Genomic DNA, 25,316 nt, shown 5'->3' on the forward strand with positions numbered 1-25,316 from the left:
GCGCGTCGGGTGAGGACGGGGTTTTGCCTTCGCATCTGGTTCCTAGGAAGGGTCAAGCGCGCCGGAACCCATCGCCGTGATGTTGAATTCGCTGACGTCGTCAGCCCTCACCCCAAACCCTCTCCCAAGGGGAGAGGGGTTTAGATCCCGGCGGGAGCGTGGCTTGGATGGCGAGCGCCAAGTTCGCGTTGACCCGTGAGTCCGCTGCTTGGAGCCCCTCTCCCTCCGGGAGAGGGGTTGGGGTGAGGGTGCGTCTCGCGCTTCTACTCAACAAGCACAGCCCGCGCCCGTGGCGAGTCAGCGCAATGCCGCCACAGGATCCTGCCCCGGCGCCACATGCACGAACACCACCGGCACGCCGTGCGCCTGCAGCACCGCGGACAATTGCCGCTGCCGCGCCTCATACATCGCGAAACCTTTCGCCAACCGGCCATCGTCCGATTCGTCCGCCGCACACCGCCGACGCCAGTCATCGGGCGCCAGCATCGCAATGCGCACTTCGCCATCCACATGCCGCAGCAACGGCTCCGGCGGCGCGTCGAGCCAGGCTTCTGACTCGGGCGCGAGCAGCGCGGTTTCCAGCACGTCCCACAACGGGTCCAGGCCCTGGTTGCGGTACTGCATCGCGGTCATCGCCAGCAGGTCGTGCAGGGTCAGGTACCGCGCGTGTTCGATGCGTGCGCCGAACGCGTCCTGCGCGCACAGCGCGGTGTCGGCCTGGACCATGCCGAGGTCGAACAGCGTCGATTCCATGTGCGCCGCGACGGATTCGGTGGCCGCCGGTTCGCCGACGAACAGGTAGGGCAGCACGCGCAGGCGGCCGCCGGCGAGCTGCGGGTCGGACTGGAAAGGCAGGGGCACCGCGCCGCTGGCATCGGCGCCGAAGGCGATGATGCGCGGGCCCTGTCCGGCCTGCGGCGCCCGCACGCGCAGTTCGTCGAGCCGGCGATGGACCGGCCAGCCCGGCCGCAGCAATTCGGCGGGATCGAAGTGGGCGGCGGCGAACGACAGGTCGAGCTCGCGCACACCCGGCACCAGCGCGCCGAGGTCGCGCCCGAGCAGCTTGGCGAGCTCGCCAGCGGCCTGCTGGCCCAGCGCGTCGCGCGCGGGCGTGGAATCGTCGCTCAGTTCGAGCGCGAGCACGCCGAGCACCTGCGGGGCGGGAATTTGTCGGGAAATGTCGGGATCTGCGGTCATTGGCCGTGCACATCGTCAGCGATAGACTCATTCACATTATGCCCGTCCCGGCTCCGGGACATTCCCAAGCCACTCATCCCGAGGTCATTCCGATGCTGCTAGGTCGTCCCGTCGCCGTGCTCGGTGGTGTTCGTATTCCGTTCTGCCGCCAGAACACCGCCTACGCGGACGTCGGGAATCTCGGCATGTCGGTGCGCACGCTCGGGGCACTGGTGGAGAAATTCGGCCTGCATGGCCAGCAGCTCGGCGAAGTCGCGATGGGCGCAGTGATCAAGCATTCCAGCGACTGGAATCTGGGCCGCGAGGCGGCGTTGTCATCGGGTCTGTCGGCGCTGACGCCGGGCATCACCCTGCAGCGCGCCTGCGGCACGTCGCTCGATTCGATCATCACGATCGGCAACAAGATCGCCGCGGGCCAGATCGAGTCGGGCATCGGCGGCGGTTCGGACACCACGTCCGATGTGCCGATCGTCTACGGCCGCACGCTGCGCCATCGTCTGCTCGCGGCGAATGCAGCGAAGACGCCCAGGGACAAGCTGGCTGCGTTCAAGGGCTTCCGCCTGCGCGAACTCAAGCCGGATTTTCCGGGTGTCGCCGAACCCCGCACCGGCAAGTCGATGGGCGAGCACTGCGAGGACATGGCCAAGGAATGGAACATCGCGCGCGATTCGCAGGACGAACTCGCCGTCGCCTCGCATCACAAGCTGGCCGCCGCCTACGAGCGCGGCTTTTTCGACGATTTGGTGGTGAGCTTCCGCGGCGTCTCGCGCGACAACATCCTGCGTCCCGATACCTCGCTGGCGAAACTCGCGACGCTCAAGCCGGCGTTCGACAAGGTGTCCGGTCGCGGCACGCTGACCGCTGCGAACTCCACCCCGCTGACCGATGGCGCGTCCGCGTGTCTGCTGGCCAGCGACGAATGGGCAGCCACCCACGGACATGAAGTGCTGTGCCACATCCGCGACGCGCATGTGTCGGCGGTCGATTTCGTGCACGGCGAAGGCCTGCTGATGGCGCCGACGGTGGCCGTGGCCGAGATGCTCGCCCGCAACAAACTGACGTTGCAGGATTTCGACTTCTACGAGATCCACGAGGCGTTCGCCGCGCAGGTGCTGTGCACGCTGCGCGCGTGGGAGAGCGAGGACTACTGCCGCACGCGTCTTGGCCTGGACGCGCCGCTCGGCCGCATCGATCCGGTGAAGCTCAATCCGGTCGGCTCGTCGTTGGCCGCGGGTCATCCGTTCGCGGCGACCGGCGCGCGCGTCGTCGCCACGGCCGCGAAGCAGTTGAAGGAACGCGGCGGTGGCCGCGCACTGATCTCGATCTGCACCGCCGGTGGCATGGGCGTCGTCGCGATCCTCGAACGCTGATCGCGGGGAGCGTCGTCATGTCCGTGTTCCGCATTCCGGCCCGTCTTGGCCTGCTCGCTGTCGCCGTGTGCGCGTTCGCCGCGTGCGGCAAGGACGATTCGGATGCAAGCCAGCAGCCGACCGCGTCCGGCCCGCAGTTGGTCTCGGCGCCGCCGCCACGAGAGGCGTTGCCCGACTGCTCGCGCCTGGCATCTGCACTCGGCGACATGGTTGCCGGTCTCGATGCCGTCGACGACGCCGGCACCCGGCAGGACACGCCAGAGAGCTACGGCCTCAGCTGCGCATGGCGTTCGCAGGCGGACGGCGCGGCGGTCGGCGCGATCGTCATCGTCGACAACGAACCGCTGACTGCGAATGACATGCAGCGCGCCGCCATGTATGTCGAGGACCCGCGGGTGACGGCGCTCGGCGGTTTCGTCGCGATTCCCGATGCGCTGCTCGACGGCAATGCGCCGCTGGGTCCCGTCGGTCCGCAGGTCATCGTCGGCCCGGTGACGGTCACGCTGGCCAGCAACGGGCGCGGGCGTGCAGCGGAACTCACGCTCGACCAGGCGGTTGATGGCGCGGTGGCGGTACATCGCTCGATGCGTTGAGGGCTGCGTCGCGGCATGACGCAGATCGCGGCGGCTCAGCGGCGTTGTGAAGCCAATCTCCTTCCCCCGCGTGCGGGGGAAGGTGGGATGGGGCGAAACGACAGACCGTGGCCGTGTCGAGACCCGCACCCACTGGACGGTTCGTTAAATCATCCCGGGACCTGACGGTAAATCTTCACCCAACCCTCCGCCCGTAACGGGTGCACAGTAGAGGGCTCAAATCCCGCTTCGTGGTTAGAACCGGTCCGTCGAACGCGGCGGCGCATCGCCGTGCACGTCAGGTAGGCCCTGTGCATCGCGCATCTCGGCCTCGATCACATCGCCGTGCTGCACGACCGGAGTTGGCGCGAGCGCGACCACGGGTTCATTGCGCGCGGCGCGCAGGGCGTTCGCGTAGCACAGACGCGCATTGCGATCGTCGCCGTCCGCGGCGTAACCGTCGCCCAGCTGCACCCAGGCATCGCTGCCGGCGCCCTGGTCGATCGCGCGCTGCAGGTAATCGCGGGCATTCGGCCAGTCGCGCTGCATGTGGTGCAGGCGTGCAAGGCCAAGCATCACGCCGGGGCTCGACGGATGCGCGTTGAGCCAGCGCTCCATGCGCGACTGGCGGTGCGCCGGGTCACCAACCTCGAGCGATGCGTAGCGTGCAGCGACGCGCTCGTCCCAACGCGCATCGAGTGACGTTTCCAGACTCTTGAGCGCGGCGTCGTGCCAGCCCAGCGCGACGGCGCGCTCGGCGTAGGCCAGCACCACCGGCGTTTCGGTGCGGATGTGCTTGGGCAATGCTTCCCAGCGCTCGGCGAGCACGTTGGCATCGGCCGCCTCGTGCAGCGATGCCGCGGCCCAGCGGATCTCGCGAAGTTCGAGTTGCGCGTCGGGCAATGCGTTCTGTCGGCGCAGCGCGCCGAGCAGGCCATACGCTTCGGCGGCGTGACCGGTCATCGCCCAGGCATCGGCACGCAGCGCCAGACCACGCGGCGGCAGCGGCTGCGCGCTCGGAATGTCGAGGGCGGTCAACGCGTCGATGGGGCGTTCGTCGAGCAGTGCGAGTTCGGCCAATGCAATGGCGCGCGTCGCCGGATGCCGCTCGTCGAAGCGCTCGAGATGCGCGCGTGCAGCGGTCGCATCGGCTCGACCGATCGCAGCCTGGGTCGCGGCAATGCGCGCGGCCGGCTCGTAATGGGGATTCTCGTCGGCGGATTGCACCAGCAGCTTCTCGGCGCGGGCGTAATGGCCCTGATGCAGCGCATCGAGGCCCTCGCCGATCCGGCTCTGCGCCTTGGTTTCGCGGTAGCGGCCCCAACTGCGGAACGGCAGCAGCAGCAGCGTGACCAGCAGCCAGACCACGACCATCGCCCCGAGCAGCATCGCGATCGCATTGCTGACCGTCGTCGTGTAATCGACGCCACCATGGCGCACCAGCACATGGCCGGGATCGCCCGACATCAGGACTTGCGCAGCCAGCGCGCCGAGGAGGGCGATGACGATCCAGACCAGCAGGGCACGGAGCAGGGACATGGCGGAATTCCGGATGGCGCGGGAACAGGATGGTACGGTGCCAGAGGCCGTCGTGACGGAGCCGTCGCGGGACGGGCCGTCCATTCAGCTGGTGGGACGCTCCGGTCCTGCCGCTGCCAGCAGCGAGACAGGGCGGGCATCCGCCGCCAGGGCGATCCATTCGAAACCGCTGTCCCGGGCCAGATCCGCCAGTCGTGCGCTTGCAGCCACCACATGGGCTTGGCGCAGCCGTCCGGCCGCATCGGCGGGCAGCGCTGCCAGCGTGCGCTGCAAGGCCTCGCCGCTGCTCAGCGGCAGCAGCCACGGCCCGGGCAGGGCCAGCAGGCGGGCGATGCGCGACGGCGAGGGCGGCGTCGGCACGCGCGCGTAGACATCGGCGCGGCGCAGGTCCGCGCCCGCGTCGCGCAATGCCTGTGCGATCACGCCTCGCCCGCCCGGCGCGGTGATCAGGCCGATGCGCCGGCCTCGGGTTTCAGCCAGCTCCGGCAATGCCAGCACACCTTCGCTGTCCATGCGCGCAGGCGCGCGAACGCCGACGATGCCGGCGCGTTCGAGGGTGCCGGCCGTGCCCGCGCCGACGGCCAGCCACGGCTGTCCGTCCCGCGCGAGGAGTGGCTGGAGTGCCTTGGCAGCAGTCACCGCCGGCGGACTGGTGAAGATCACGGCATCGGCGGCGAGTGCATCCCGCAGAGCGGCGCGGGTGTCGGCGTCATCGCGATGCGCGATGCGCCAGGGCGAGAGCGCAAATGTTCGCGCACCGAGGCGTGCGGCCTCCCGGCGCAGGCCTGAATGTGCACCGGCCGGTCGTAGCGAGATGACGTAGTATCCCGCCAGATGCGGGAAAGCCGGCGCGGCATGCATGCGCCAAGCTTGGTGGCTGCGGTGGTGCGGCGCAAGCCGGACGACCGCACCCCCACAGGATTCCGCATGACGCTCGACGATTCGCTCCGCGCCCTCGAGGCGTATTACGGTTCGATGCCGCCTGTCGCGGCGATGGATGTGTCCGTCGCCGGCTACGACGGCGATTGCCTACGCCTGCATGCGCCGCTGTCCTCGCACGTCAACGACAAGGGCTCCGCGTTCGGCGGCAGCCTGGTCTCGGTGATGACGCTCGCCGCCTGGGGACTGGTCACCCTTCGGGTCGAACAGGCCGGTCTGGACGCCGAGGTCTATGTGGCCGATTCCACGGTCCGCTATCGCGCCCCGCTACTGGCCGACCTGGAAGCCGAAGCCACGCTCGACGGCGCCAGCGGCGACTGGGCCATGTTCGCTCGCACGCTGCGCGAACGGGGACGCGCGCGTGTCGCCCTCACCGCGCGCATCGCTTTGCCCGATGGTGGCACCGCGACTGAAATGCAGGCGCGCTACGTGGCGATCCGGCGGCCCACCGCCGAGGCCTGATGCTCGATGGCCGCGTCACCGCCGGCATGCGTGCGCTTCATTGCTGCCGGCGGCATGCAGGCGTGCATTGGCGTGCGCGCCGAGAAGTCGAAGGCGACGGTCCTCGACCGGCGCAACCCGGATGACCCGGATTTCCATTCCGCCCGCAGACCGCGCGGGAGATACGGCTGGAGCCGCCATTCGATGGCACTTGCGCGCGCCGCCGCCGTTGCGAAGAATCCGCGCTCCTTCCATGCCTGCGATCCACGGGGTCGTCCCATGCGCCATCCGTGTATGACCTGTGGGGCCTGCTGCAGCCATTACCGGGTGTCCATGCACTGGATGGAGACCGACGCGTCCGGCGGTGTCGTGCCGCAGGCGCTGACCGAGGGTTTCGGTCCGCATCAGGTGGTGATGCGCGGCACCTGGGAAACGCAGCCACGTTGCATCGCGCTCGAGGCCGAGATCGGCACGTTCTCCCGATGCACGATCCATGCGGTGCGACCGCAGGCCTGCCGCGACGTGCAGGCGTCCTGGGAAACCGGCGAGGCGAGCCCGCAGTGCGATCGGGCGCGCCTTGCGCACGGTTTGCCGGTGCTCGGCGCGGCGGACTGGACGTCTGCGATCGACCTCGTGCTGCTCGATACGAACGCGCCGGCAGCATCGTCCGCTGGGCTGTCACCTGCGGGCGCTGCGCCCATCGGCTGATCGCCGCGCGGAGCTACGATTGCCGGATATACGGCATCAGCAAGTGCGGCGGCTTTCGCTTGCCTGTGCTTCACCACCCGGCGGCGCTGCGTGCAGCACCTGGTGCGACGCTCACAGCGGATTCGAATCCAGGAATGTCCGGATCGCCGGCACCAGCACCGCGTGCTTGTCTTCGAGCACGTAATGCCCGGCATCCTCGAACGCCATGACCTCGGCCTGCGGCAGCGCCGCCCGGAAGCCGGCAAGGAAATGGTGGTCGAACACGAAGTCCTTCAGGCCCCAGCCGATGAAAGCCGGGCGGTCGGCGTACTCGGGCAGACGCTGACCGGCCGCTTCGAGCAGCGGCCAGGCGCGATCCTTCGGGCCGAGCGGAATGTCCTGCATGAAACGCACGGTGCTGATGCGGTTGGCCCAGGTGTCATAGGGCGCGACATAGGCGCGGCGCACGTCGGCCGGCATGCGCGTCTCGACGCCTTGCCAGGAGGCACCTGCAGAGAACGCATTGAAGCCGCGGATGATCCACTCGCCCACCGTGTAGTCACGGCCGAGCGCGATCTGCCAAGGCATCGGCTTGTCGGAGGGCAGGGGAAAGGCAGCGGTGTTGGTGATCACCAACCGCTTGACCTGCGGCATGTGTTCGAGCGCCCAGCCGAAACCGATCATGCCGCCCCAGTCGTGGACCGCCAGTGTCACGGGCCCGTCGATGCCCAGGTGCGCGAGCAGGGCGCCGATGTCTTCGACGCGCGAGGCCAGCGTGTAGTCGTAACGCGGCACTGCGCCGCGCGCATCGTCGGGCTTGTCGGAGAACCCCATGCCGATATGGTCGGGCACGATGCAGCGGTAGCGATCACGCAGGCCGAGTACGAGGTGGCGCCAGTAGTAACTCCACGACGGATTGCCGTGCAGCATCAGCACGATCTCACCGTCGCGCGGACCTTCGTCGAGGTAATGCATGTGCACGCCGGGGCGCGCTTCGAAACGGTGGCCTTCGAATGGATAGTCGGGAAGCTGCACGGTTACACGGCCGGGGCTGCGATGAATGCGTTGCATTGTAAGCGTCGTACGCGCGGGCGACGGCGCAAACGTAAAGGCCGGTCTTCACAGTGCTGAAGATTCACTGCCTATGTTCGGCGAAAGACGGTGCGCGAAAATGCATCGGCGTATGCTGGAAACATGAATACGGCCCTAAGCAAACTGGATGTTGAGCGTCATGACCTGCGCCATTTTCTGCGCGCGGAAACCTCGGATCTGCATGCGCGCGTCGATGCCTCTTTCGTCGATGGTCTCGGCACGCCGCTCGCTTATGGACGCTATCTGGTCGGCATGCACCGGTTCGCCGCCGATTTCGAGAGCGTGATCGGCGCGGTGCCGCGCGCATCATATTGGCTAGCCAGTGATCTGCACGATCTGGCACTGGCGCCGTTGCCGCCCACCGGTGTGCGCGGTTTCGTCACCGAGGCCGACGAGCGCCTGGGCTGGGAATACGTGATGGCAGGCAGCAGTGTGGGTGCGCGTCACTTGGTGCGGGGTGTGCAGACACTCGGCCATCACGAACACGCGGGCGCACGGTTTCTCGCCCGGCATGCCGGTGGCGACACCTGGCGCAACGTGCTCGATCGCCTGAGTGCGCGTTCCACACACACCGCTCTGCCACGCACCCATCTCCTGCAGGGCGCACGCGATGCCTTCCTGCTGGTCCAGTCATGTTTCGAGCGGGCCTTCGCCGCAATGCCCGCCCCCCGAGAGGAGCCCGCTGCATGAATCCAGCGCTTGAACGCGCACTCCAGGATTGCGCCAACGAACCGATCCACCTGTCGGGCGCGATCCAGCCGCACGGCTATCTGATCAGCTGCCAGTTGCCCGACTGGACCATCCGCCACGTCTCGGCGAACGTCGAAACACTGACCGGCGCCACGCCCGAGGACATGCTGCGGCATTCCTTGCGCGAGTTTCTGACCGACGATCTGATCCAGGCGATCGCCGAGACGATCGGCTTCGGTGAGCCCGGCGCGCCGCCGCAACGCGCCGCGGTCGGCAATATCGGCCCGATGGCCAATCTGTGCGATATCAGCGTGCACGTCGCCGACGGTCTGGTGCATATCGAAGTCGAGCCGCAGCCGCGCAGCGCCGGTGAGCGCTCACCGACGGTCGTCGCGCAGACGATGATCGCCCGTGTCGCCGGCAGCGACGACATCGACGATTTCAACCAGCGCGTGGCCGAGCAGGTGCGCCTGCTGACCGGCTACGATCGGGTCATGGTGTACCGCTTCCGCCACGATGATTCCGGCGAAGTGGTGGCCGAATCCCGCGATGCCGCCTTGCCGGCGTATCTGGGCCTGCGCTATCCGCAGTCCGATATCCCGGTGCAGGCGCGCATGCTCTACCTGCGCAACCGCATCCGGGTGATTCCCGACGCCACGTATGTGCCGGTGCCGATCCTCCCCGATCGCGACAGCCACGGCGGCGCGCTCGACCTTGCACAGATGGCGCTGCGCAGCGTGTCGCCGGTGCATCTGGAATATCTGGCCAACATGGGCGTGGTGGCCTCGATGTCGATCTCGATCGTCTCGGGCGGCCGGTTGTGGGGGCTGATCGCGTGTCACCACCGCACACCCCGGCGCGTGCCGCCCGGCGTGCGCGCGGCGGCCGACATGTTCGGTCTGTTCGTGTCGATGCGCATCGCCTCGCGTGAGCAGCAGGATGCCGTGCTGCTCGAGGAGCGCGCGCGCGCCGCCCGCGACACGCTCGCTCTGCGCCTGGAGAACGCCGCCGATCCGCGGTTTGCGTTGCAGAGCGAACTGGGCCTGCTCAACCGCGCGGTCGAGAGCGACGGCGTCGGCCTCGTGCAGGCCGGTCATTGGTACAGCGCTGGCCGCGCGCCGGATGAAACGCGCCTGCCCGTGCTGCTCGACTGGCTGCGCCGGTCCAACACCGGTACCGGCGCGGTCAGCACCGAGCAGACAAGCGACTGGAACCCCAGCAGCCCGGAGGATGCCGATGGCATCGCCGGTGTGCTCGCGCTGCCGCTGGATCTCGCCCGTGAAGAGTGGCTGTTCTTCTTCCGCTGCGAACAGGTCGAGGAAGTGCGTTGGGCGGGGCGTCCGGATACACCGTTCCTGATCGATCACGACGGCAACAAGATCGGCCCGCGCGCGAGTTTTTCCGCCTGGCACGAAACCGTGCGCGGCAGCAGCTCGCCGTGGAGCGATGCCGATCGGCGCATCGCCGGTCGCCTGTACGCGATGTTGCGGGAGCGTTATCGTCGCGGCGCACTGCATGCCGAGCTCGGCGACATGGGCGCGCGGCGTGTCCGCCTGGATGTTAGCGAACAGAGGACACGTCTACTGCAACTCTCGGAGCTGCTCGAAGGGCTGGTGCACGTCAGCCCGCAGGAGGCCACGCAGCTGTCGGACCGCATCAACAAGCTCGAAAGCGATCTGCAATCGATGATCGGCACGGCGAGCGCGGCGAACGCCAACTAGGCGCGGCGTCTGCCACACTGACGGGAAAAGGCGCCTTCGGGCGCTTCGATCGCCACGATCTGACGGCGTCGCTATTTCCAGCATGTGTCAGCCCCAGGGACGTCGCAGGAGCACCTGTGACCATCTGCGCCATGCAGCGTGCCCGCATCGCTGGACCATCGACTGTCGTTTCGATTCCATGGACCAAGCATTTGAGCAAACGGACATCGAGCGCGCGATCTTGCACTTCCCGCCTGCGGAGGCGTCGCCCGCAACGTACGTGAATCCTCCGTTCGCATGTTGCCGTCCACCACACCGCGCGGCTCTATGTGCATACAGACCGCCGCGGGTCCCTGCGCGACCGGCCGCCCGCACGCGGTCCAGCGGCGTCAGCATCTTTCGGAACGTTCATGTCGACGGCATCGACAGGTGCCCGGCAACATGTCGAAGAACAGCGGTGTGTTCGACACGAACGCATTGCTGGAAGCGTCCCGCCTCAACGGACAGGCCGCGTGCGAATGTCGTTGCGCGCTTGCCTTCAGGCAGGAAAAAGGCCGGGAAAACCCGGCCTTTTTTCATCGCTCAGGACGTGCGCAGATGCCTTACCACTCCACCTCGGCCATCGTGCAGTTCAGGCCCGACCCGATGCCCAGCAGCGCGATGCGGTCGCCCTTCTTCAGCCGACCCAGTTCCTTGAGCTTGCTCAGCACGATCGGCACCGAGGCCGGGCCGATGTTGCCGTGCTCGCCGAAGATCGTGTGGACCTTGGCCGGGTCGATGCCGAAGGACTGGATGAAGGCGCCGGTGTGCACCTTGCTGACCTGGTGGATCACGAACTGGTCCAGCTCGTCGACCACCCAGCCCATTGCCTCGCGCGCGGCGACGAAGGTCTTCTGCGCCAGCTTCATGCCTTCCATCAGCAGCATGCGGGTGTCGGTGACCATGCGGTCGAGGTTGCCGCGGCACAGGGTGTTCCACTCGGTCGCCGAGCGCGTCACGCCGCCCTTGTAGCGCGGGGCGTCGGGCAGCAGATCGGCGCGTGCGAGCACCATCGCCGCCGAGCCGCAGCCCAGGGTCAGCGTGGCCAGCTCGTTGCGGAAATCCTCTTCGGTCGTCTCCGGGCGCAGCAGACGCTCGATGGTCTTCTCGTAGGCGAGATTTGCGGTCTCACCGTCGACGATCAGTGCGTAATCGATCTCGCCCAGCTCGATCATGCGGCTGGCGACATCCATGCCGTTGACGAAGGCCAGGCACGCATTCGCCAGATCGTAGTTCTGGCAGGTGTCCGGAATCCCGAGGTTGCCGCCGACGATGCTGGCGGTGGACGGCTCGAGGTAGTCACGGCTGACCGAGGTGTTGACCAGCAGGCCCAGCTTGCCGACGTCGATGCCGGCGTCTTCCAGCGCCTTGCGGCCGGCCATCGTCGCCGCGTCCGACGCCTGCACCTCGTCGTCCCACAGACGGCGGGCGTGGATGCCGGCGATGTCCTTGAGCACATCGGTCTTGATGCCGAGGCGGTCGATGGTCGGCTTCAGCCTTTCGTTGATGGCGTCGCTGGTCACGCGGTTCGGCGCATCGACATGGGCGAGGCCGGCGATGGCGACGTTCTTGAAGAGCATGGGCTGGCCGCCGGATCTGGCAAAGGAGCCGCATAGGGTAACCGCTTCAGCGGGGGGACGCATGACGGGGGGTCACGCAAAACCCGGGCGCCACGGGCCTGACGCCAGTGCGGCACAAGCGCCACGGGCCCGGAAAAGCGCCTCCGGCGTCGGTCCGACGGCTCGGCAGACCCAGCCTGGACGGTCGCATTGCGCGTATGTCGATCGCCAGCGCCATCGTGTGGAGGCCGGTTGCGCCGCAGGCAGGCGACGACCTGCTTTTGCCGGCTCGACGCGCGGGATTTGGCGGCGGTCACGTCCGGGTGGCCCTCGACGACGCCGGGCGCGACAATGACGGCCCCGCCTGAAGCGCGGCGCGTCCCGAACCCAGAGGTGTCCATGTCCGCTGCAACTTCCGCGTCCAAACTCGAACAGCTGCGCGATCTGTCGGTGGTCGTCGCCGACACCGGCGATGCCGATGCCATCGCGCGCCTGAAGCCGGTCGACTGCACGACCAACCCGACGCTGGTGCGCAAGGCGCTGGACCTGCCGATCTATGCCGATCTCGTCGATCGCGAGCTCGAGCGCGCCGCGGATCTGGATGGCGACATCGACACCATCGCGCGCACGGTCGTCGATCGCCTGACGGTCGGCGTCGGTCGCCGGCTTGCCGGCCTGGTGCCGGGCCGCGTGTCGACCGAGGTCGATGCCGATCTGTCCTTCGACACCGAGGCGACGATCGCCAAGGGGCGCCAGTTCATCGAGATGTACCAGGACGCCGGCGTGTCGCGCGAGCGCGTGCTGATCAAGATCGCAGCCACCTGGGAAGGCATCCGCGCGGCGAAGGAACTGCAGCGCGAGGACATCGACTGCAATCTCACGCTGATCTTCAACCGCACCCAGGCGATCGCCTGCGCCGAAGCGGGCGTGTTCCTGATCTCGCCGTTCGTCGGCCGCATCCTCGACTGGCACGTCGCCCGCGGCGAAACGCCGGTGACCATCGACGACGATCCGGGCGTGCGTTTCGTGCGCGACGTCTATGCGGAGTTCAAGCGTCGAGGCTCGCCGACCGTGGTCATGGGCGCCTCGTTCCGTTCGACCGCGCAGATCGAGGCGCTGGCCGGCTGCGACCGCCTGACCATCGCGCCGGACCTGCTGGAGAAGCTGGCCGCCGAGCATGGCGAACTGCCGCGCAAGATGCAGGCGGGCGACAGCGACGGCGCAACCGCGTTGCCGGTCGACGCCGCGCGCTATGCCGCCGACCTTGCCGCCGATCCGATGGCGACCGAAAAACTGCGCGATGGCATCGCCGGCTTCACGAAGGATCTGGACGCACTGCGGGCGACCATCACCCAGCGTCTCCAGGCGCGCTGACTTGCGTAGGCGTGTGCCCGGGGGCATGCGCATCGCCGCGTGCGGCGCACTGCTGTCGCTGCTGGCCGCCTGCGCGCTGCCCGCACGCGAAGCGTCCGCGCTTCGCGTGGACGTGGTCGTGCCGGAAAGCCGGCCCGGTGTGACGATCGGGTATCTCGACGCGCCTGCTTTCGACAGCCGCGCGCTGCTGCCAGCGCCGCCCGCGCCTGGCTCTGCTGGCCAGGCGCACGACGATGCCATCGCCGTGCGCAGTCTCGCCCTCTACGACACAGCACGCTGGCAGCAGTCGGCGGTGGATGCCGACCTGACGTTCCCGGCGGCCGAACCGCTGTTCGCTTGCGCGCTCGGGGTCGAGATCAGTGCAGCGCGCACCCCGCATCTCGTACGCCTGCTGCGTCGCAGCCTCGCCGATGCCTCCAATGCAGGCCGCGCCGCGAAGGACCACTGGCAACGCGACCGTCCCTTCGTGCGCAATGCCGCGCCGATGTGCACGCCGCAGGACGCCGGGAAGCTCGCGACCAGTGCCTCGTATCCCTCGGGCCACGCCGCCATCGGCTGGACCTGGACGCTGGCCCTGGTCGAACTCGCACCCGCGCGGGCCGACACCTTGCTGCAGCGCGGCCGCGCCTTCGGCGAGAGCCGGCTGGTCTGCAACCTGCACTGGCACAGCGACATCGTCGGGGGCGAACGTGTCGGCGCGGCGACCTATGCGCGACTGCAGGCCGCGCCCGAGTTCCGCGCGGATCTGGACGCCGCACGCCGCGAGATCGCCGCGCAGCGCGCCGTCGGCGCTACACCCACGCATTGCGATACCGAAACCATCGGCCTGCGGCAGTCGCCGATCCCGACGGCGGACGCGCGCGACTGACGTGTCGACCCCGCCCGTCCACGACCCGCGCCCGTTGCCGCCGGAAGCGCCGTTGCCCAGCGATTGCTGCGACAGCGGCTGCGCGGTCTGCGTGCACGACAGCTATGCCGAAGACCTGCAGTACTACCGCGAACAACTCGCCGCGTGGCGGGCGCGGCATCCCGATGAAACATGATGTGGGCGGCGCCGGTGAGGCAGGGCGAGCCCGCTCGAACGGGACGGTCAGCTGCGGCTGAAGGCGCAGCTGTCGTCATCGCCGCGCATTCCGGCGCATGCCTCGATTGCGATCATGGGCGCCAGCAGGCCGGTCGTGCACCCGTGACGTCCTGATCTTCAGCCAGCCGCGGCCTGCTCAGGGTTCGGCCAGTGGCAACGCCAGACGCGCGATCAAGCCGCCATCTTCGCGGTCGTGCAGTTCCAGCACGCCGCCATGCCGCCGGGCGACCGTATGCGCCACCGCCAGGCCCAGGCCCGCGCCGCCGGTGTCCCGGTTACGCGAGTGTTCGAGGCGCTGGAACGGCTGCAGCAAGCGCGCGCGGGCCGCAGCCGGAATCCCAGGTCCCCGGTCCGCCACGTCGATGCACAGTCGCGCGTCCACAACGTGGAGCAGGATTTCGACCGCGCCGGCGTAGCGGACGCCATTGTCGATGAGGTTGGACACGGCGCGGCGGAGCGCCAGCGCATCCCCCGGCACCGTGGCGGCGGCGTCGATCCGTGTCTGCACCTGCTGGCCGGCCGCTGTGGCGGAAGCAGCGAGCTCGCGTACCAGCGACGCGACATCCACCGGTTCGCGTTGCAGCGGCGCGACCTCTCCCTGGGCGTAGGCCAGCACCTGCACGATCATGGCCTGCATCCGCTCGATGTCGGCGATCATGCGTTCGCGATCGGGGGAAGGGGCACTCTCCGCGCGCAGTCGCAAGCCGGTCAGGGGCGTACGCAGGTCGTGCGCGACGGCGGCAAGCGCCACGGTCACATCCTCGGCCTGGGCGCGCAGGCGCTGGTGTGCCTCGGCAATCGCCTGGCCGAGCATGCGCACTTCCCGCGCGCCTTCGATCGGCAGCGCCTGCGCGGGTGCGGCCAGATCCATGCGTCGGCTGGCGTCGGCCAGGCGCCGCAGCGGCAAGGTGAGGCGGCGGGCCATCCACCACGTGATCGGTGCGATCAGCAACGCGCCCAGCGCTAGGGCGAGCAATACCTGGCGGCGCCACTGCCCGCGCCCCGGATCCGAGCTGCCGACGATGCGCCACGTGCCATCGGGCTGGGCGGCCGCCAGTTCGAACGCCGGCAAACGCAGTCCCGCCACCAGCAACGCCGCGTGGACGTGGTTCTGATGCCGGGCGCTGGGTCCGGCCGGGGAGAGGCGGCCTGACTCCACGATCTGCAGGGACACCGCCGGTGCCTGCCCCCACACCGCCCGGATCTGCGAAGCAGGTCGCTGCAGACTGTGCGCAGCCAGCTCCACCAGCCAGGGCACCGACTCGCCGACCGGCGCGTCCGCCTGGGTCCGCACGCGCAGGTCCGGCGTGACGCCGGCATCGCCGGACAATGCGGCGATCGCCTGGGCCGGGTTCATCGTCGGCGCGGGCGGCGCCGGCCACCACCCGACCACCGCGAAGCCCACGCCCTGCGCCAGCACGAGGGTCGCCAATGCGAGGCCGGCGACGCGGGCGAAGATGCCGTATGGCCGGCTCACAGGCGGTGCACGTGTGCGGTGAAGCGGTAGCCCTCGCCGCGCAGGGTCTGGATCAAGGTCCGCCCGTCGGCGTGGGCCTGGGCGAGCTTGCGGCGCAGCCGGCTGATCGCCAGATCGATCGCGCGATCGAAAGGCTCGGCCGCGTCACCGTGGGTCAGCGCCATCAGACGCTCGCGCGCCAGCACGCGGCCGGCGCGTTCGACGAATGCGGCCAACAACCCGAACTCACCTGCGGTCAGGCTGATGTCGCTGCCGTCTGGCGCCGCGAGCGTTCGCAGGTCGATGCGCAGCGTCCAACCCTGGAAGATGTAGCCGACGGCAGGCGCACAGGCTTGTTGCCGCAACTGATGGCCGCGCCGGAGCAGGGCCCGCACCCGCGCCAGCAGTTCGCGCGGGTCGAAGGGTTTGGCGAGGTAATCGTCGGCGCCCACTTCGAGACCGATCACGCGATCCGGCGGCGTGTCGAGCGCGCTCAGCATCAGCACCGCCATGTCGGAACCGGCGAGGCGCCGGCAGACCGAGAGGCCGTCCTCGCCCGGCATCATCCAGTCCAGCACCACCAGGTCGGCCGGTGCCTGTGCCAGCAACCGGTCCAGTGCGGTCGCGCCGTCTGCGGCGCGCACGTCGAATCCGTGACGCGACAGGTAATCGCTGAGTGCATCGCGAATGCTCGCGTCGTCGTCGACCACGACGATCCGGGGTGTCTGCGCTGCCATGCGGCATTGTCGCCCGCGTCTGTATCACGCGTGTATCGGCCTCGACGCATAGCGCGGCGTGGCCGACATCACCCCGATACCGGGCACGTGCCGAATGACGCGCTCCTTCCGATGGGATTCCATCATGTCGCAGCGTCTCGTACTCACCGCATGCCTGTTGTGGCTGGGCCTGCCCGCCGCAGTGGCGTCCACCCCGTCGCCCGACACGCAGCACGCTGCCCCGCACCTGATCGCGATGCAGATGGTGGGCAAGCATCCCCGCGTGCAGGTCCGCATCGACGGCGTCGACCGTCCGTTGAGCTTCGTGGTGGATACCGCCGCCAGCGTCAGCGTGCTCGACAGCACGCTGGCAGACGCGCTCGATCTACTGCAGGCAGCGCCGCGTCAGATGCAGGTGCAGGGTGCTGGCGGCAGCGCCGCGCCGATGGGGGTTACCCACACCCTCGACCTGGCGGCCGATGGCTTTCGCTGGAAAGCGCAGCTGCTGGCGATGGATCTGTCCGCCATCGCCGTCGACGGCGCGCCGGCGATCGAGGGCATCCTCGGCAACGATCTGATGGCCCGGTTCGACGTGGGCTTCGATCTGCCGGCCGAGCGGCTGACACTCGCGTCGCCCGGCACCGTGCCGCGCCTCGGCTGTCTCGACAACGCACTGCCACAACGAAATCCTGCGCTGCAGCGCTTCGCCTTCGCGCCGGCGCAACTGGAGGATGGCGCCCACCAGGTACCGGCCATCGCGGTCGTCGACACGGGCGCGGCGCAGACGGTACTCAACCCGTCCGCGGCCCGCGCGCTCGGCGTGTACGACGACCCCGCGCGGCTGCGCCCGCGCGAGGGCGGCACGCGGGGCATCTCCGAACAGGTCACCGACACCTGGCTGTACGCGCTGCCGTCCTTGCAGATCGACGCGATGCAGATGGCCCCGGCCGAGGTCCGGGTGAGCGACCTGCCGGTGTTCGCCACGCTCGGTCTGGGGGAACAGCCTGCACTGATCCTGGGCATCGACGCCCTGCGGCATCGCCGCATGGACGTGCTCGCCAATGGCGCCGGGATCTGCCTGCGTGCAGGCGAGCTGGTCGACACCGCACGTGCGCGCACTCCCTAGCGGCTTTGCCACGGCCGCGCCGACGGGCGTGTCGATTGCGGCCCAGGCCGAGGCGGTGCCCGGCGTTTCCGCGCAGCGATGCAATCCATAGAGCCCAGCCGGTGGCCGCGGACAGCGCACCGCGAAGCCTGTGTCGTTGGCTGGGGGGCGGCGCGGTTGCGGCGGGTGGTCACGACAGTCGTTACACAACAGGTCGTGCAAGGATCGGGAGGTTCCGGCCTGCATCGTGGGTCGTCCGGCGATCCCCGTCCCGCCTTTGGGCTTGCGTAGGAGTTCTTCCATGCGTGCTGTCACCCTGCTCACCGCGGCTTGCGCCGTCGCGCTGGCCGTCTCGCCGTGGACCGCCCGCGCGGCCGAGACCGCCGCGCCGTTCTCGCTGCCTGATCTGCCGTATGCGGCGAATGCGCTGGAGCCTGCGATCGACGCGCAGACGATGGAGATCCATCACGGCCGTCACCACAAGGCCTACGTGGACAACCTCAACGGCAAGGTGGCGGAGTTCCCCGCGCTCGCCAACACCTCCATCGAGGCGGTGATGGACAACATCTCCGACTACGACACCGCCGTGCGCAACAACGGCGGTGGTCACTACAACCACAGCCTGTTCTGGACCGTCATGGCGGCGCCGGGCACGGGCGGTACGCCGTCGCCCGCATTGCGCGCACGCATCGACCGGGATTTCGGCTCCGACGCCGCGTTTCGTGAGGCCTTCAACCAAGCCGCCAAGTCCCAGTTCGGCTCCGGCTGGGCGTGGCTGATCGTCAAGTCCGATGGCAGCCTGGCCGTGACCGGCACGCCCAACCAGGACAATCCGCTGATGGATGTCGTCGACACGCGAGGCACGCCGGTGTTGGGCCTCGACGTCTGGGAACACGCCTATTACCTCAAGTACCAGAACAAGCGGCCCGACTACGTCGGCGCCTGGTGGGATGTCGTCAACTGGAACGAGGTCAATCGCCGCTTCGAAGCGGCCACCGCCGCGAAGCGCTGAGGCGCCCGCGCACCCGCGACTCCCGGCCGGGGCGGTATCATCGCCGCCCCTGGTCTTCGACCACTCGCACAGGACTTCGCCCAATGCCCGTGAATCAGGAACAGTTGAACAGGATCAAGTCGGGGCAGGGTTTCATTGCCGCACTCGACCAGAGCGGCGGCAGCACGCCCAAGGCCCTCAAGCTCTACGGCATCGAGGAAAGCGAATACGCGGATGACGCCGAAATGTTCGCGCTCGTGCACCAGATGCGCACACGCATCGTCACCAGCCCGGCCTTCAGTGGCGAGCGCGTGTTCGGCGCCATCCTGTTCGAACGCACGCTCGACGACGCATTCGAAGGCCAGGGCGCCGCCGAGTACCTGTGGCAGGTCAAGGGCGTCGTGCCGTTCCTGAAGATCGACAAGGGCCTGGAAGACGAGGCCAACGGCGTGCAGCTGCTCAAGCCGATTCCGGGCCTGCCGGAATTGCTCGCACGCGCCAAGGCCAAGGGTGTGTTCGGCACCAAGGAACGTTCGGTCATCAAGCAGAACAATGCCGCCGGTATCGCCGCGGTGCTCGACCAGCAGTTCGAACTCGGCCAGCAGGTGCTGGGCGCCGGCCTGGTGCCGATCATCGAGCCGGAAGTCGACATCAACGCCGCCGACAAGGCCGACATCGAAACCACGCTGAAGCAGGGCCTGCTCGAGCGCCTGGACACGCTGTCTCCGTCAAAGCCGGTCATCCTCAAGCTCACCCTGCCCGAGGTCGACGGTTTCTTCCGCGAACTGGTCGAGCACCCGGCGGTGCTGAAGGTCGTCGCGCTGTCGGGCGGCTACAGCCGCGAGAACGCCAACGCGCGTCTGGCGAAGAACCCGGGCGTCGTCGCCAGCTTCAGCCGCGCGCTGACCGAGGGCCTGAGCGCCAAGCAGAGCGATGACGACTTCAACGCATCGCTCGACACGGCGATCGAATCGATCTATCGGGCATCGGTGGCCTGACGCGCCGCAGCGGGAATGTCATCCAAGGCCGGCGCTGATGCGCCGGCCTTTTTGTGTAAGTGAAACGCCGCGTCGCGAGGATTGCCTCCTGTCCGAAACGGCGGCATCGATTCAAAACAGGCCCTGCATCGCGCGAGGGCCAAGCGCTTGCGCGGTCCATCACCGCGATCGTGCCGCCGCCGATGCTGGACGGGCCTCGCCGCGTCTTCGAAAGGTCCGGATCAGCGAGATGTGATGCCCGCGGCGCGAACGCGTGAACGAATCGGGCCATCGTGTTAGCAAGCCGTTTGTTCGAGTGGAGTCGTTCGCGACAACCCCGACGCAGGCATGAACATGATCGGCCTCAACGCGCTGATTACACCCCGGCTTGCGCGCTGCGCTCCTAGGGTCTGATCCATCAAGGCACAGGCCTGGAGGATCAGCAGATGTCACAGCCGACGTTCGTTACCCACTACATGGTGCGCCGCCCAAAGGCGGGGAATCAGGACGCTTCGCGTTCCTTCAAAACCCGTATCGGCAACCGTGCGCTGGCTGCCAATGATCCGCGTGCAACGGCTCCGGTACAGACCCGCTATACCGCTTTGGCGCAGCGGGCGGGCTGATACGGCTTCGCTGCGCTGCATGCGGAAGCCAGCGACACGTCCGGCGCATCGGTCGTTTACCGTCGGCCGGCGTCGGGCGATGCGGTCACTCGGCCAGCGCTGGAACTCCACTGGCGGTTTCTCGACCATCGACGGACTTTCCCGGCACCTTCCGGCAGATTGCTGCGTCGAGCAGACCGCTGCTACAGACCCTTCGAACACGGCCTTCATTCCCGCGGCTTTCAACGGACGCCTGTCCGGTCAGGCGGGAATCCAGTGTCTTCTGATTCAATCGCTTGAAGACGCGGAATGGCCCGCCGCACGGCGTCCCTTGCGTGTTCGGTAGCGCGAGCGGCCGATTCCGATCCAGGTTCGCAGGGCGCTGCGTACGGAAGATTTGAGCGCGCGTACCGGGCATGGCGTGACACGTCCGGACTGCGCGGGTACGCGCCGATAGCAGCCGGTCCGCCCCCTGACTGGGTGACGCGATTCGCCGCGCGTCAGGTCTGCATGCATGAATGCTCGGCCCACGCGCCCACTTCACGGCGTGGCGATTACGGTCGCGCGCATTGACTGCAATGCACACAGGAAGCCGGTCGTGAACGAGCAAACACTTGCAACGAAGACGTCCGGTCTTCGCGATGAATTGCGGGCACCGCCACCCCCTGCGCCCGCCCATGTCTGGCAACCGAGAGAGATGCAGGAGGAGTGCTTTCCTGCACCGGGCCAGCATCTCGTGGGCTGAGTTGAGGTATGCGGTGGGTTGATCCCGCGATCAGTGCGCCCGGCGTGAGCCCGATGTCAGGCAGGGTGCGGACAGCAATGTCGCGAGCGCGGTGTCAGCGCCCAGGTCTGTGAAGTAAGGGCCGCTTGCCTTCAACTGGATGTTGCCCTTGCCTACGGCTGCTTCATAGCGAACCCGCACGCGGAAACCGACACGGTTGATGCTGGCGAAATCGCCAGTCTCGAGAACGCCCGCCGGCCCGTCCCTGAGCGTCACGTCCTCCCAGGTGGCATGTGTCTGTGCCCGGATCGTGGCTTCGACACACCTGAAGACGACATCGGCAGGTGTCCCTGGCTGCATGGAGAAGGCGCCGCTTGCAGAAGGTTCGAAAAAGCAGCCGCCGAGCAGACAGGCCGTCGCAGCCGCGAGCACGGTAAACGGTCTCAAGGCCCTGGCCGACCCGCCTCGGCGTCCGGCGGCGCCATGTCGACGCGCGCACTGTCTAGTAACCCGGAGTGGGCACCGGCGCCTCTGATCGTCACCGCGCATGGCGCTTCAGCCGCGTGACTTCATGACGAACGCCTCGAACACCGCCAGCGTTTCCGGGCTGACGTGATGTTCGATGCCTTCGGCATCGCGACGTGCGATGTCGGGCGGTACGCCCAATGCGACGAGGAAGGATTCGACCGTCTGATGCCGCACGCGACTGGCGCGGGCGAGGGTTTCGCCGGCCTCGGTCAGGAACGCGCCGCGATAGGGCTTCTGCAGCACCAGCCCGTCGCGCACCAGGCGTTGCAATGTGCGGGCGACGGTGGGCTGGGCCACGCCGAGGCGCCGCGCAATGTCCACCTGCCGTGCGCGGCCGGTGGTGGCGAGCAGGTCGGAAATCAGTTCGACGTAGTCCTCCACCAGTTCCGAGCGCCGCGCCTCGCGTACCTGGCGGAAATTCTCCACGTGCACGCTGGCCTCGGGCAGGCCCGCGTTCGACGCGGCGCTTGCGGGTGCAGCCTCGGCAGGCGGGGTCTTGCGGGCGGACATGGCGGCGGATCGAGCGGGTGACGCGGCGATTGTCGCCGATCGTCCCCACGCGCGTTCATTCGATGCGTGCAGCCGATCGCACAACGCACGCAGGCGATTCGGCGCGCGAGGCGGCGATGTCTCAGCGCTTGCGCTTGAAGAACGTCAGCACGGCGCCGCAGATGAGGCCGATGAAAAGCCCCAGCGCGATCCACTCCAGGATGGACAGCTCGTTCATGGCGCGGCCCCGGCCTCGCCGGCCTTCGGCAGCTGCGCGACCTGCGCCGGGCGGCCGCGTGCATCCAGCGCGATCATCACGAAGCGCCCGCGCGTGCACAGCTCGCGGTCGCCGCTGAGCAGGTCCTCGGCGATCAGTTCCACTTCCACCTGCATCGACGTGCGGCCCACTTCCACCACGCGCGCGATCGTCTCCACCAGCTGGCCCTGCTTGATCGGCAGCTTGAAATCCACCTGCTCCGAACGCGCGGTCACTACCGTGCGACGCGCATAACGCGAGGCGGCGATGAAGGCAGCCTTGTCCATCCACGCCAGCGCGGTGCCGCCGAACAGCGTGCCCAGATGGTTGGTGTGATCGGGAAACACGATCTCCAGCATCCGCGCCTCGGTCTTGGGCGTGTCGTCGAGCGGTGCCATCAACCCGCGTCCGCCGTGGCGAAGTGCGCCGCCACCGCCTGTGCGATCTGCGGCGGCGCCTGGAAGCCCGGCAGACGCGCAGCCTCGGCGCCGTCCTTGAACAGCGACAGCGTCGGCGTCTGGCGCAGGTGCAAGCCGCGGAAGAAGTCCTCGCCGATCGTTTCCATCTTCACCTTGAGCAGCGCGACGCCTTCGGCATCCGCGCTTGCGGCGAACTTCGCCAGCGACATGTCGAGCATCTTGCAGCCCGGGCAATCGTCCTTGTAGTAATCCACCAGCAGGCGCGGATGCGCGGCAAGGGCGGCGGCGTAGTCGTCAGGCGTGGAGGCGTGGAGCGTCTGCATGGGGGATGTTCTCGAACGGTGTTTCAGTGATGGCAAGAATTTGGTCGGTCCAGCGTTGGATCTTGGTGGCGTCGCGCTCGCCGTGCGGCATCTGTTCGATCTCCAGCCGCGGGTAGGGCGTGCCGAAGAACGCGGCGATGCGCCGCGCCGCGCCGCAGTAGTTCTCCTCGCCCCATTGCGTCTCGCCGGTGCCGAACACCGCGACGCGCTCCGGCTTGCCGACCGCCTCGACCAGCTCGGCGATGAAGCGCTTCATCTCCGGCGGTGTGCGCCCGGCGTTGATGCTCCAGCTGCCGAGCACGTAGAGATCGTGTTCGGCGCCGTTGGGACAGGCCTTGGCCAGCGTCTGGATGTCGGCATCGATCCAGGTGACGGCATGGGCCAGTGCTTCGCACCGCGCATGAATCGCCCGCGCGACATCGCGGGTGTTGCCGCTCAGCGATGTGTGGGCGAGGAGGATGCGCATTACTTTCTGGCGACTAAGTGGCTTAAGAACCTTTGTGGTCAGAGATCAGTCTTTTCCCGGGGGCGTAGTTGGATGATCTTGCTGGTTGGTGGGTTGATAGCCCCCTTGGGGCTTAGGTTCATAAGCAGGCAGCGTCGGCTGTGCGGGCTGGCTTGGTTGATAGCCTCGTTCGACAATTTTGGGCTGATACCCGTCGTGAACGGGGTGCGGGCCAGTTTTCATTGCTTACTCCTTGAACTCGATAAGGGATATGTCTTTCGAGGTAACAAGAACGCCATCTGTCCTACTCACTTTGCGAAGGAACTCGCCGTCTTCACCAAGCACCCAACGCTCTTCTAGATAGATCTGTTCCTCGGCCGGTGCGCTTGAAGTGAATGATCTTGGTCCATAGCGACCCGCGATAACTTCACCATTTCCCAGAGTGACCTTCACCCAGTGGCACTTCCTCTGCTGAAAGACGAAGTCCCAAGGCTTAGTGGTTGGGTGCGGAGCACTACGTTGAAGAAGGTCGCGAGTTCTTATGTACTTCCACAGAAGAACCAAAAGTATTGGAGAAATGAATAGTGCGAAAAACAGGAGCGGGTAATACAGGTACGGTGCGCGATCCGCGAGCTCAAATTTCCAGATCAGTAAGAGGGGAACGGAAAGAAGTGCATAGTTGATGCAGCTGTAAGAAATCGCATCTACAAGCTGATCGGACGCGGGTCGTGACGTTCCAGGAAACACGAGCTGATAGCACTTCAGGCTAATGAATCCTGGGATTACGAAGGCGACGAAGAAGGCAAGCTTTCCCGCATCCAAGATGTCCAATCTGACCTCCGAGCGCTGCAGAAACTTGGCCCTACATCAGAGCCGCTATTCCCTTACAAATCATCAAACCCGTTATCCGAATTCGTCTTCTTGTACGACGCATTCCGCATCTCGAAGAAGTCGGTCTTGGTCTCGGTGAAGTTGTCGGCGTAGGCCTTGATCCACGGCATCACGTTGTCGGTGGTGTCGGAGTACAGCTTCTCGATGCCCAGCATGCCGGCCATCTTGTTGGCGCGGTACTTCACGTAGCGGACCATTTCGTCGACGTCGATGCCGTCGATGCCGTCGAGCACTTCACTCGTCCAGCGCGTCTCGAGCTGGATCGCGTGTTCGAAGGCGTCGTGCACGTACTGGGTGAGCTGATCGCCCTGCAGCGACTGGTTCTCGCCGACGATGGCGCGGATCAGCTCGCTGATGAACTTGCTGTGCGCCAGTTCGTCGCGGTTGATGAAACTGATGATCTTGCCGGTGCCGGTCATCCGGTTCTGGCGGACCAGGTTGTAGAAGTACGCGAAACCGGAATAGAAGTTGATGCCTTCGAGGATCGACGACTGCACCAGCGAGCGGATCAGCGTTTCGGCCGAGCGCTCGCGCATGAAGTCGTTGTAGGACTCCATGATGGGCTGGTTGCGCGCGATGATCGTGGGATGCGTGCGCGCGAGTTCGAACACGCGGTTCTGGTCGGCGAGGCCGGTGATCGAGGCCAGCACGTAGCTGTAGCTCTCGTTGTGGATCACTTCCTGCTGGCCGATGATCGCGGCGTTGGCGTGCGCGGCCGGGTCGGTGATGTATTCGGCGACGTTGTAGATGTAGCGCGTCTGCGGCGAATCCAGCGTGGCCAGCAGGCCGATGATGGAATCGTAGGCGTTCTTCTCGCGCGCCGAGAGTTCGCCGTACTGCTTGGCGTCGCTCTTCATGTCGACCTCGTCCGGAATCCAGAAGTTGGTCGTGAGTTCTTTGTAGGCGCGGTAGAACGACGGATACGGAATGTCGTTCCAGTTGAGGATGCCGCTGGTCTGGCCGTTGATGATGCCGGTGGAGCGGTTGGGGTGACGCGGCTCGAGGATCTTGATGCGGTCGAGCGGGGTAGCAGTCGCGGCCATGGATGTCTGTCTCGGAATTCGGTCTTGAGCCCCTCTCCTGTGGGAAAGGGGTTGGGGTGAGGGCGGGG

Annotated in this window: 27 protein-coding genes; 14 read left to right on the top strand and 13 right to left on the bottom strand. The window is 67.3% G+C overall.

What is annotated here, in order from left to right:
• Window positions 1-297: 297 nt before the first annotated feature.
• On the bottom strand, window positions 298-1,197 hold the full coding sequence (locus tag J2X52_RS02160; protein ID WP_310147975.1) for a hypothetical protein: 900 nt from the start codon (window positions 1,195-1,197) through the stop codon (window positions 298-300).
• A gap of 92 nt (window positions 1,198-1,289) precedes the next feature.
• Here J2X52_RS02160 and J2X52_RS02165 point away from each other — a divergent pair, with 92 nt between their 5' ends.
• Window positions 1,290-2,567 (top strand): acetyl-CoA C-acetyltransferase, encoded by a 1,278-nt coding sequence (locus J2X52_RS02165; protein ID WP_310147978.1) that lies wholly within the window; start codon window positions 1,290-1,292, stop codon window positions 2,565-2,567.
• 17 nt (window positions 2,568-2,584) lie between these two features.
• A complete protein-coding gene (locus J2X52_RS02170) occupies window positions 2,585-3,160 on the top strand; it encodes a hypothetical protein (RefSeq protein WP_310147981.1) in 576 nt (191 codons plus the stop codon).
• A gap of 234 nt (window positions 3,161-3,394) precedes the next feature.
• Here the strand turns inward: J2X52_RS02170 and J2X52_RS02175 are convergent, their stop codons facing one another.
• Window positions 3,395-4,678, bottom strand: coding sequence for a heme biosynthesis HemY N-terminal domain-containing protein (locus tag J2X52_RS02175; RefSeq protein WP_310147983.1), 1,284 nt, complete (start codon window positions 4,676-4,678; stop codon window positions 3,395-3,397).
• 84 nt (window positions 4,679-4,762) lie between these two features.
• Window positions 4,763-5,539: a uroporphyrinogen-III synthase gene (locus J2X52_RS02180; RefSeq protein ID WP_310147986.1), complete on the bottom strand. Its 777-nt coding sequence runs from the start codon at window positions 5,537-5,539 to the stop codon at window positions 4,763-4,765.
• Between the two features lie 66 nt (window positions 5,540-5,605).
• On the opposite strand from J2X52_RS02180, the gene J2X52_RS02185 reads away from it, so the two are divergent.
• Together J2X52_RS02185 and J2X52_RS02190 are read left to right on the top strand one after the other, a co-directional pair.
• A complete protein-coding gene (locus tag J2X52_RS02185; protein ID WP_310147991.1) occupies window positions 5,606-6,079 on the top strand; it encodes a YiiD C-terminal domain-containing protein in 474 nt (157 codons plus the stop codon).
• A gap of 258 nt (window positions 6,080-6,337) precedes the next feature.
• A complete protein-coding gene (locus J2X52_RS02190) occupies window positions 6,338-6,766 on the top strand; it encodes a YkgJ family cysteine cluster protein (protein ID WP_310147994.1) in 429 nt (142 codons plus the stop codon).
• Between the two features lie 111 nt (window positions 6,767-6,877).
• Here the strand turns inward: J2X52_RS02190 and J2X52_RS02195 are convergent, their stop codons facing one another.
• The gene (locus tag J2X52_RS02195) at window positions 6,878-7,780 is read right to left on the bottom strand and encodes an alpha/beta fold hydrolase (RefSeq protein ID WP_310147997.1); all 903 of its coding nucleotides are present in this window, start codon (window positions 7,778-7,780) and stop codon (window positions 6,878-6,880) included.
• A gap of 159 nt (window positions 7,781-7,939) precedes the next feature.
• On the opposite strand from J2X52_RS02195, the gene J2X52_RS02200 reads away from it, so the two are divergent.
• Window positions 7,940-8,527: a biliverdin-producing heme oxygenase gene (locus J2X52_RS02200; protein ID WP_310148000.1), complete on the top strand. Its 588-nt coding sequence runs from the start codon at window positions 7,940-7,942 to the stop codon at window positions 8,525-8,527.
• Window positions 8,524-10,248 carry a GAF domain-containing protein gene (locus tag J2X52_RS02205; RefSeq protein ID WP_310148003.1) on the top strand — a complete coding sequence of 575 codons (1,725 nt, stop codon included), beginning with the start codon at window positions 8,524-8,526 and terminating at the stop codon, window positions 10,246-10,248. The genes J2X52_RS02200 and J2X52_RS02205 overlap by 4 nt, the downstream gene beginning before the upstream one ends.
• A 581-nt stretch (window positions 10,249-10,829) precedes the next feature.
• Here J2X52_RS02205 and J2X52_RS02210 read toward each other — a convergent pair.
• Window positions 10,830-11,846: a 3-oxoacyl-ACP synthase III gene (locus J2X52_RS02210; protein WP_310148006.1), complete on the bottom strand. Its 1,017-nt coding sequence runs from the start codon at window positions 11,844-11,846 to the stop codon at window positions 10,830-10,832.
• Between the two features lie 197 nt (window positions 11,847-12,043).
• Here J2X52_RS02210 and J2X52_RS02215 point away from each other — a divergent pair, with 197 nt between their 5' ends.
• The 4 genes from J2X52_RS02215 to J2X52_RS02230 are packed head-to-tail and all read left to right on the top strand — an operon-like array spanning window position 12,044 to window position 14,242.
• Entirely contained in the window at window positions 12,044-12,193 is a 150-nt protein-coding gene (locus J2X52_RS02215; RefSeq protein WP_310148009.1) for a hypothetical protein, read from the top strand.
• Between the two features lie 31 nt (window positions 12,194-12,224).
• Window positions 12,225-13,199 (top strand): transaldolase, encoded by a 975-nt coding sequence (locus J2X52_RS02220; protein ID WP_310148011.1) that lies wholly within the window; start codon window positions 12,225-12,227, stop codon window positions 13,197-13,199.
• A gap of 25 nt (window positions 13,200-13,224) precedes the next feature.
• Window positions 13,225-14,067: a phosphatase PAP2 family protein gene (locus J2X52_RS02225; protein WP_310148014.1), complete on the top strand. Its 843-nt coding sequence runs from the start codon at window positions 13,225-13,227 to the stop codon at window positions 14,065-14,067.
• A 1-nt stretch (window position 14,068) separates the two neighbouring features.
• Window positions 14,069-14,242: an oxidoreductase-like domain-containing protein gene (locus J2X52_RS02230; protein WP_310148017.1), complete on the top strand. Its 174-nt coding sequence runs from the start codon at window positions 14,069-14,071 to the stop codon at window positions 14,240-14,242.
• Between the two features lie 177 nt (window positions 14,243-14,419).
• On the opposite strand, the gene J2X52_RS02235 is transcribed toward J2X52_RS02230, so the two are convergent.
• Window positions 14,420-15,760 (bottom strand): ATP-binding protein, encoded by a 1,341-nt coding sequence (locus J2X52_RS02235; protein WP_310148020.1) that lies wholly within the window; start codon window positions 15,758-15,760, stop codon window positions 14,420-14,422.
• A complete protein-coding gene (locus J2X52_RS02240) occupies window positions 15,757-16,476 on the bottom strand; it encodes a response regulator (RefSeq protein WP_310148023.1) in 720 nt (239 codons plus the stop codon). Before J2X52_RS02240 ends, J2X52_RS02235 begins: the two co-directional genes overlap by 4 nt.
• A gap of 124 nt (window positions 16,477-16,600) precedes the next feature.
• Here J2X52_RS02240 and J2X52_RS02245 point away from each other — a divergent pair, with 124 nt between their 5' ends.
• From J2X52_RS02245 to J2X52_RS02260, 4 genes are all read left to right on the top strand, one after another.
• Window positions 16,601-17,581, top strand: coding sequence for a pepsin/retropepsin-like aspartic protease family protein (locus tag J2X52_RS02245; protein WP_310148026.1), 981 nt, complete (start codon window positions 16,601-16,603; stop codon window positions 17,579-17,581).
• 280 nt (window positions 17,582-17,861) lie between these two features.
• Entirely contained in the window at window positions 17,862-18,572 is a 711-nt protein-coding gene (locus tag J2X52_RS02250) for a superoxide dismutase (protein WP_310148029.1), read from the top strand.
• Between the two features lie 83 nt (window positions 18,573-18,655).
• Complete coding sequence (locus J2X52_RS02255; RefSeq protein ID WP_310148032.1) at window positions 18,656-19,549, top strand: fructose bisphosphate aldolase; 894 nt, start codon at window positions 18,656-18,658, stop codon at window positions 19,547-19,549.
• 425 nt (window positions 19,550-19,974) lie between these two features.
• Window positions 19,975-20,151 carry a hypothetical protein gene (locus J2X52_RS02260; RefSeq protein ID WP_310148034.1) on the top strand — a complete coding sequence of 59 codons (177 nt, stop codon included), beginning with the start codon at window positions 19,975-19,977 and terminating at the stop codon, window positions 20,149-20,151.
• A 754-nt stretch (window positions 20,152-20,905) separates the two neighbouring features.
• Here J2X52_RS02260 and J2X52_RS02265 read toward each other — a convergent pair.
• The 6 genes from J2X52_RS02265 to J2X52_RS02290 form a co-directional block, all read right to left on the bottom strand.
• The gene (locus tag J2X52_RS02265) at window positions 20,906-21,301 is read right to left on the bottom strand and encodes a hypothetical protein (RefSeq protein WP_310148036.1); all 396 of its coding nucleotides are present in this window, start codon (window positions 21,299-21,301) and stop codon (window positions 20,906-20,908) included.
• A gap of 108 nt (window positions 21,302-21,409) precedes the next feature.
• On the bottom strand, window positions 21,410-21,892 hold the full coding sequence (gene mntR / locus J2X52_RS02270) for a manganese-binding transcriptional regulator MntR (RefSeq protein WP_310148039.1): 483 nt from the start codon (window positions 21,890-21,892) through the stop codon (window positions 21,410-21,412).
• A gap of 213 nt (window positions 21,893-22,105) precedes the next feature.
• Window positions 22,106-22,525 carry an acyl-CoA thioesterase gene (locus J2X52_RS02275; RefSeq protein WP_310148042.1) on the bottom strand — a complete coding sequence of 140 codons (420 nt, stop codon included), beginning with the start codon at window positions 22,523-22,525 and terminating at the stop codon, window positions 22,106-22,108.
• Window positions 22,525-22,869: a thioredoxin family protein gene (locus tag J2X52_RS02280; protein ID WP_310148045.1), complete on the bottom strand. Its 345-nt coding sequence runs from the start codon at window positions 22,867-22,869 to the stop codon at window positions 22,525-22,527. The genes J2X52_RS02275 and J2X52_RS02280 overlap by 1 nt, the downstream gene beginning before the upstream one ends.
• Window positions 22,841-23,335: a flavodoxin gene (locus J2X52_RS02285; RefSeq protein WP_310148049.1), complete on the bottom strand. Its 495-nt coding sequence runs from the start codon at window positions 23,333-23,335 to the stop codon at window positions 22,841-22,843. The genes J2X52_RS02280 and J2X52_RS02285 overlap by 29 nt, the downstream gene beginning before the upstream one ends.
• Window positions 23,336-24,198: 863 nt before the next feature.
• The gene (locus tag J2X52_RS02290) at window positions 24,199-25,248 is read right to left on the bottom strand and encodes a ribonucleotide-diphosphate reductase subunit beta (protein ID WP_310148052.1); all 1,050 of its coding nucleotides are present in this window, start codon (window positions 25,246-25,248) and stop codon (window positions 24,199-24,201) included.
• Window positions 25,249-25,316: the final 68 nt, after the last annotated feature.

This window comes from Luteimonas sp. 3794 (genome assembly GCF_031456825.1).
GTDB lineage: Bacteria > Pseudomonadota > Gammaproteobacteria > Xanthomonadales > Xanthomonadaceae > Luteimonas.

Bases quoted from the DNA above. Each gene is read 5' to 3' on its own strand.
- J2X52_RS02175 (WP_310147983.1), bottom strand. From the start codon at position 4,678: ATGTCCCTGCTCCGTGCCCTGCTGGTCTGGATCGTCATCGCCCTCCTC.
- J2X52_RS02200 (WP_310148000.1), top strand. From the start codon at position 7,940: ATGAATACGGCCCTAAGCAAACTGGATGTTGAGCGTCATGACCTGCGC.
- J2X52_RS02240 (WP_310148023.1), bottom strand. From the start codon at position 16,476: ATGGCAGCGCAGACACCCCGGATCGTCGTGGTCGACGACGACGCGAGC.
- J2X52_RS02245 (WP_310148026.1), top strand. From the start codon at position 16,601: ATGTCGCAGCGTCTCGTACTCACCGCATGCCTGTTGTGGCTGGGCCTG.
- J2X52_RS02165 (WP_310147978.1), top strand. From the start codon at position 1,290: ATGCTGCTAGGTCGTCCCGTCGCCGTGCTCGGTGGTGTTCGTATTCCG.
- J2X52_RS02185 (WP_310147991.1), top strand. From the start codon at position 5,606: ATGACGCTCGACGATTCGCTCCGCGCCCTCGAGGCGTATTACGGTTCG.
- J2X52_RS02180 (WP_310147986.1), bottom strand. From the start codon at position 5,539: ATGCATGCCGCGCCGGCTTTCCCGCATCTGGCGGGATACTACGTCATC.
- J2X52_RS02250 (WP_310148029.1), top strand. From the start codon at position 17,862: ATGCGTGCTGTCACCCTGCTCACCGCGGCTTGCGCCGTCGCGCTGGCC.
- J2X52_RS02225 (WP_310148014.1), top strand. From the start codon at position 13,225: ATGCGCATCGCCGCGTGCGGCGCACTGCTGTCGCTGCTGGCCGCCTGC.
- J2X52_RS02170 (WP_310147981.1), top strand. From the start codon at position 2,585: ATGTCCGTGTTCCGCATTCCGGCCCGTCTTGGCCTGCTCGCTGTCGCC.
- J2X52_RS02285 (WP_310148049.1), bottom strand. From the start codon at position 23,335: ATGCGCATCCTCCTCGCCCACACATCGCTGAGCGGCAACACCCGCGAT.
- J2X52_RS02275 (WP_310148042.1), bottom strand. From the start codon at position 22,525: ATGGCACCGCTCGACGACACGCCCAAGACCGAGGCGCGGATGCTGGAG.
- J2X52_RS02280 (WP_310148045.1), bottom strand. From the start codon at position 22,869: ATGCAGACGCTCCACGCCTCCACGCCTGACGACTACGCCGCCGCCCTT.
- J2X52_RS02210 (WP_310148006.1), bottom strand. From the start codon at position 11,846: ATGCTCTTCAAGAACGTCGCCATCGCCGGCCTCGCCCATGTCGATGCG.
- J2X52_RS02255 (WP_310148032.1), top strand. From the start codon at position 18,656: ATGCCCGTGAATCAGGAACAGTTGAACAGGATCAAGTCGGGGCAGGGT.
- J2X52_RS02205 (WP_310148003.1), top strand. From the start codon at position 8,524: ATGAATCCAGCGCTTGAACGCGCACTCCAGGATTGCGCCAACGAACCG.
- J2X52_RS02220 (WP_310148011.1), top strand. From the start codon at position 12,225: ATGTCCGCTGCAACTTCCGCGTCCAAACTCGAACAGCTGCGCGATCTG.
- J2X52_RS02290 (WP_310148052.1), bottom strand. From the start codon at position 25,248: ATGGCCGCGACTGCTACCCCGCTCGACCGCATCAAGATCCTCGAGCCG.
- J2X52_RS02190 (WP_310147994.1), top strand. From the start codon at position 6,338: ATGCGCCATCCGTGTATGACCTGTGGGGCCTGCTGCAGCCATTACCGG.
- mntR (WP_310148039.1), bottom strand. From the start codon at position 21,892: ATGTCCGCCCGCAAGACCCCGCCTGCCGAGGCTGCACCCGCAAGCGCC.
- J2X52_RS02160 (WP_310147975.1), bottom strand. From the start codon at position 1,197: ATGACCGCAGATCCCGACATTTCCCGACAAATTCCCGCCCCGCAGGTG.
- J2X52_RS02260 (WP_310148034.1), top strand. From the start codon at position 19,975: ATGTCACAGCCGACGTTCGTTACCCACTACATGGTGCGCCGCCCAAAG.
- J2X52_RS02215 (WP_310148009.1), top strand. From the start codon at position 12,044: ATGTCGATCGCCAGCGCCATCGTGTGGAGGCCGGTTGCGCCGCAGGCA.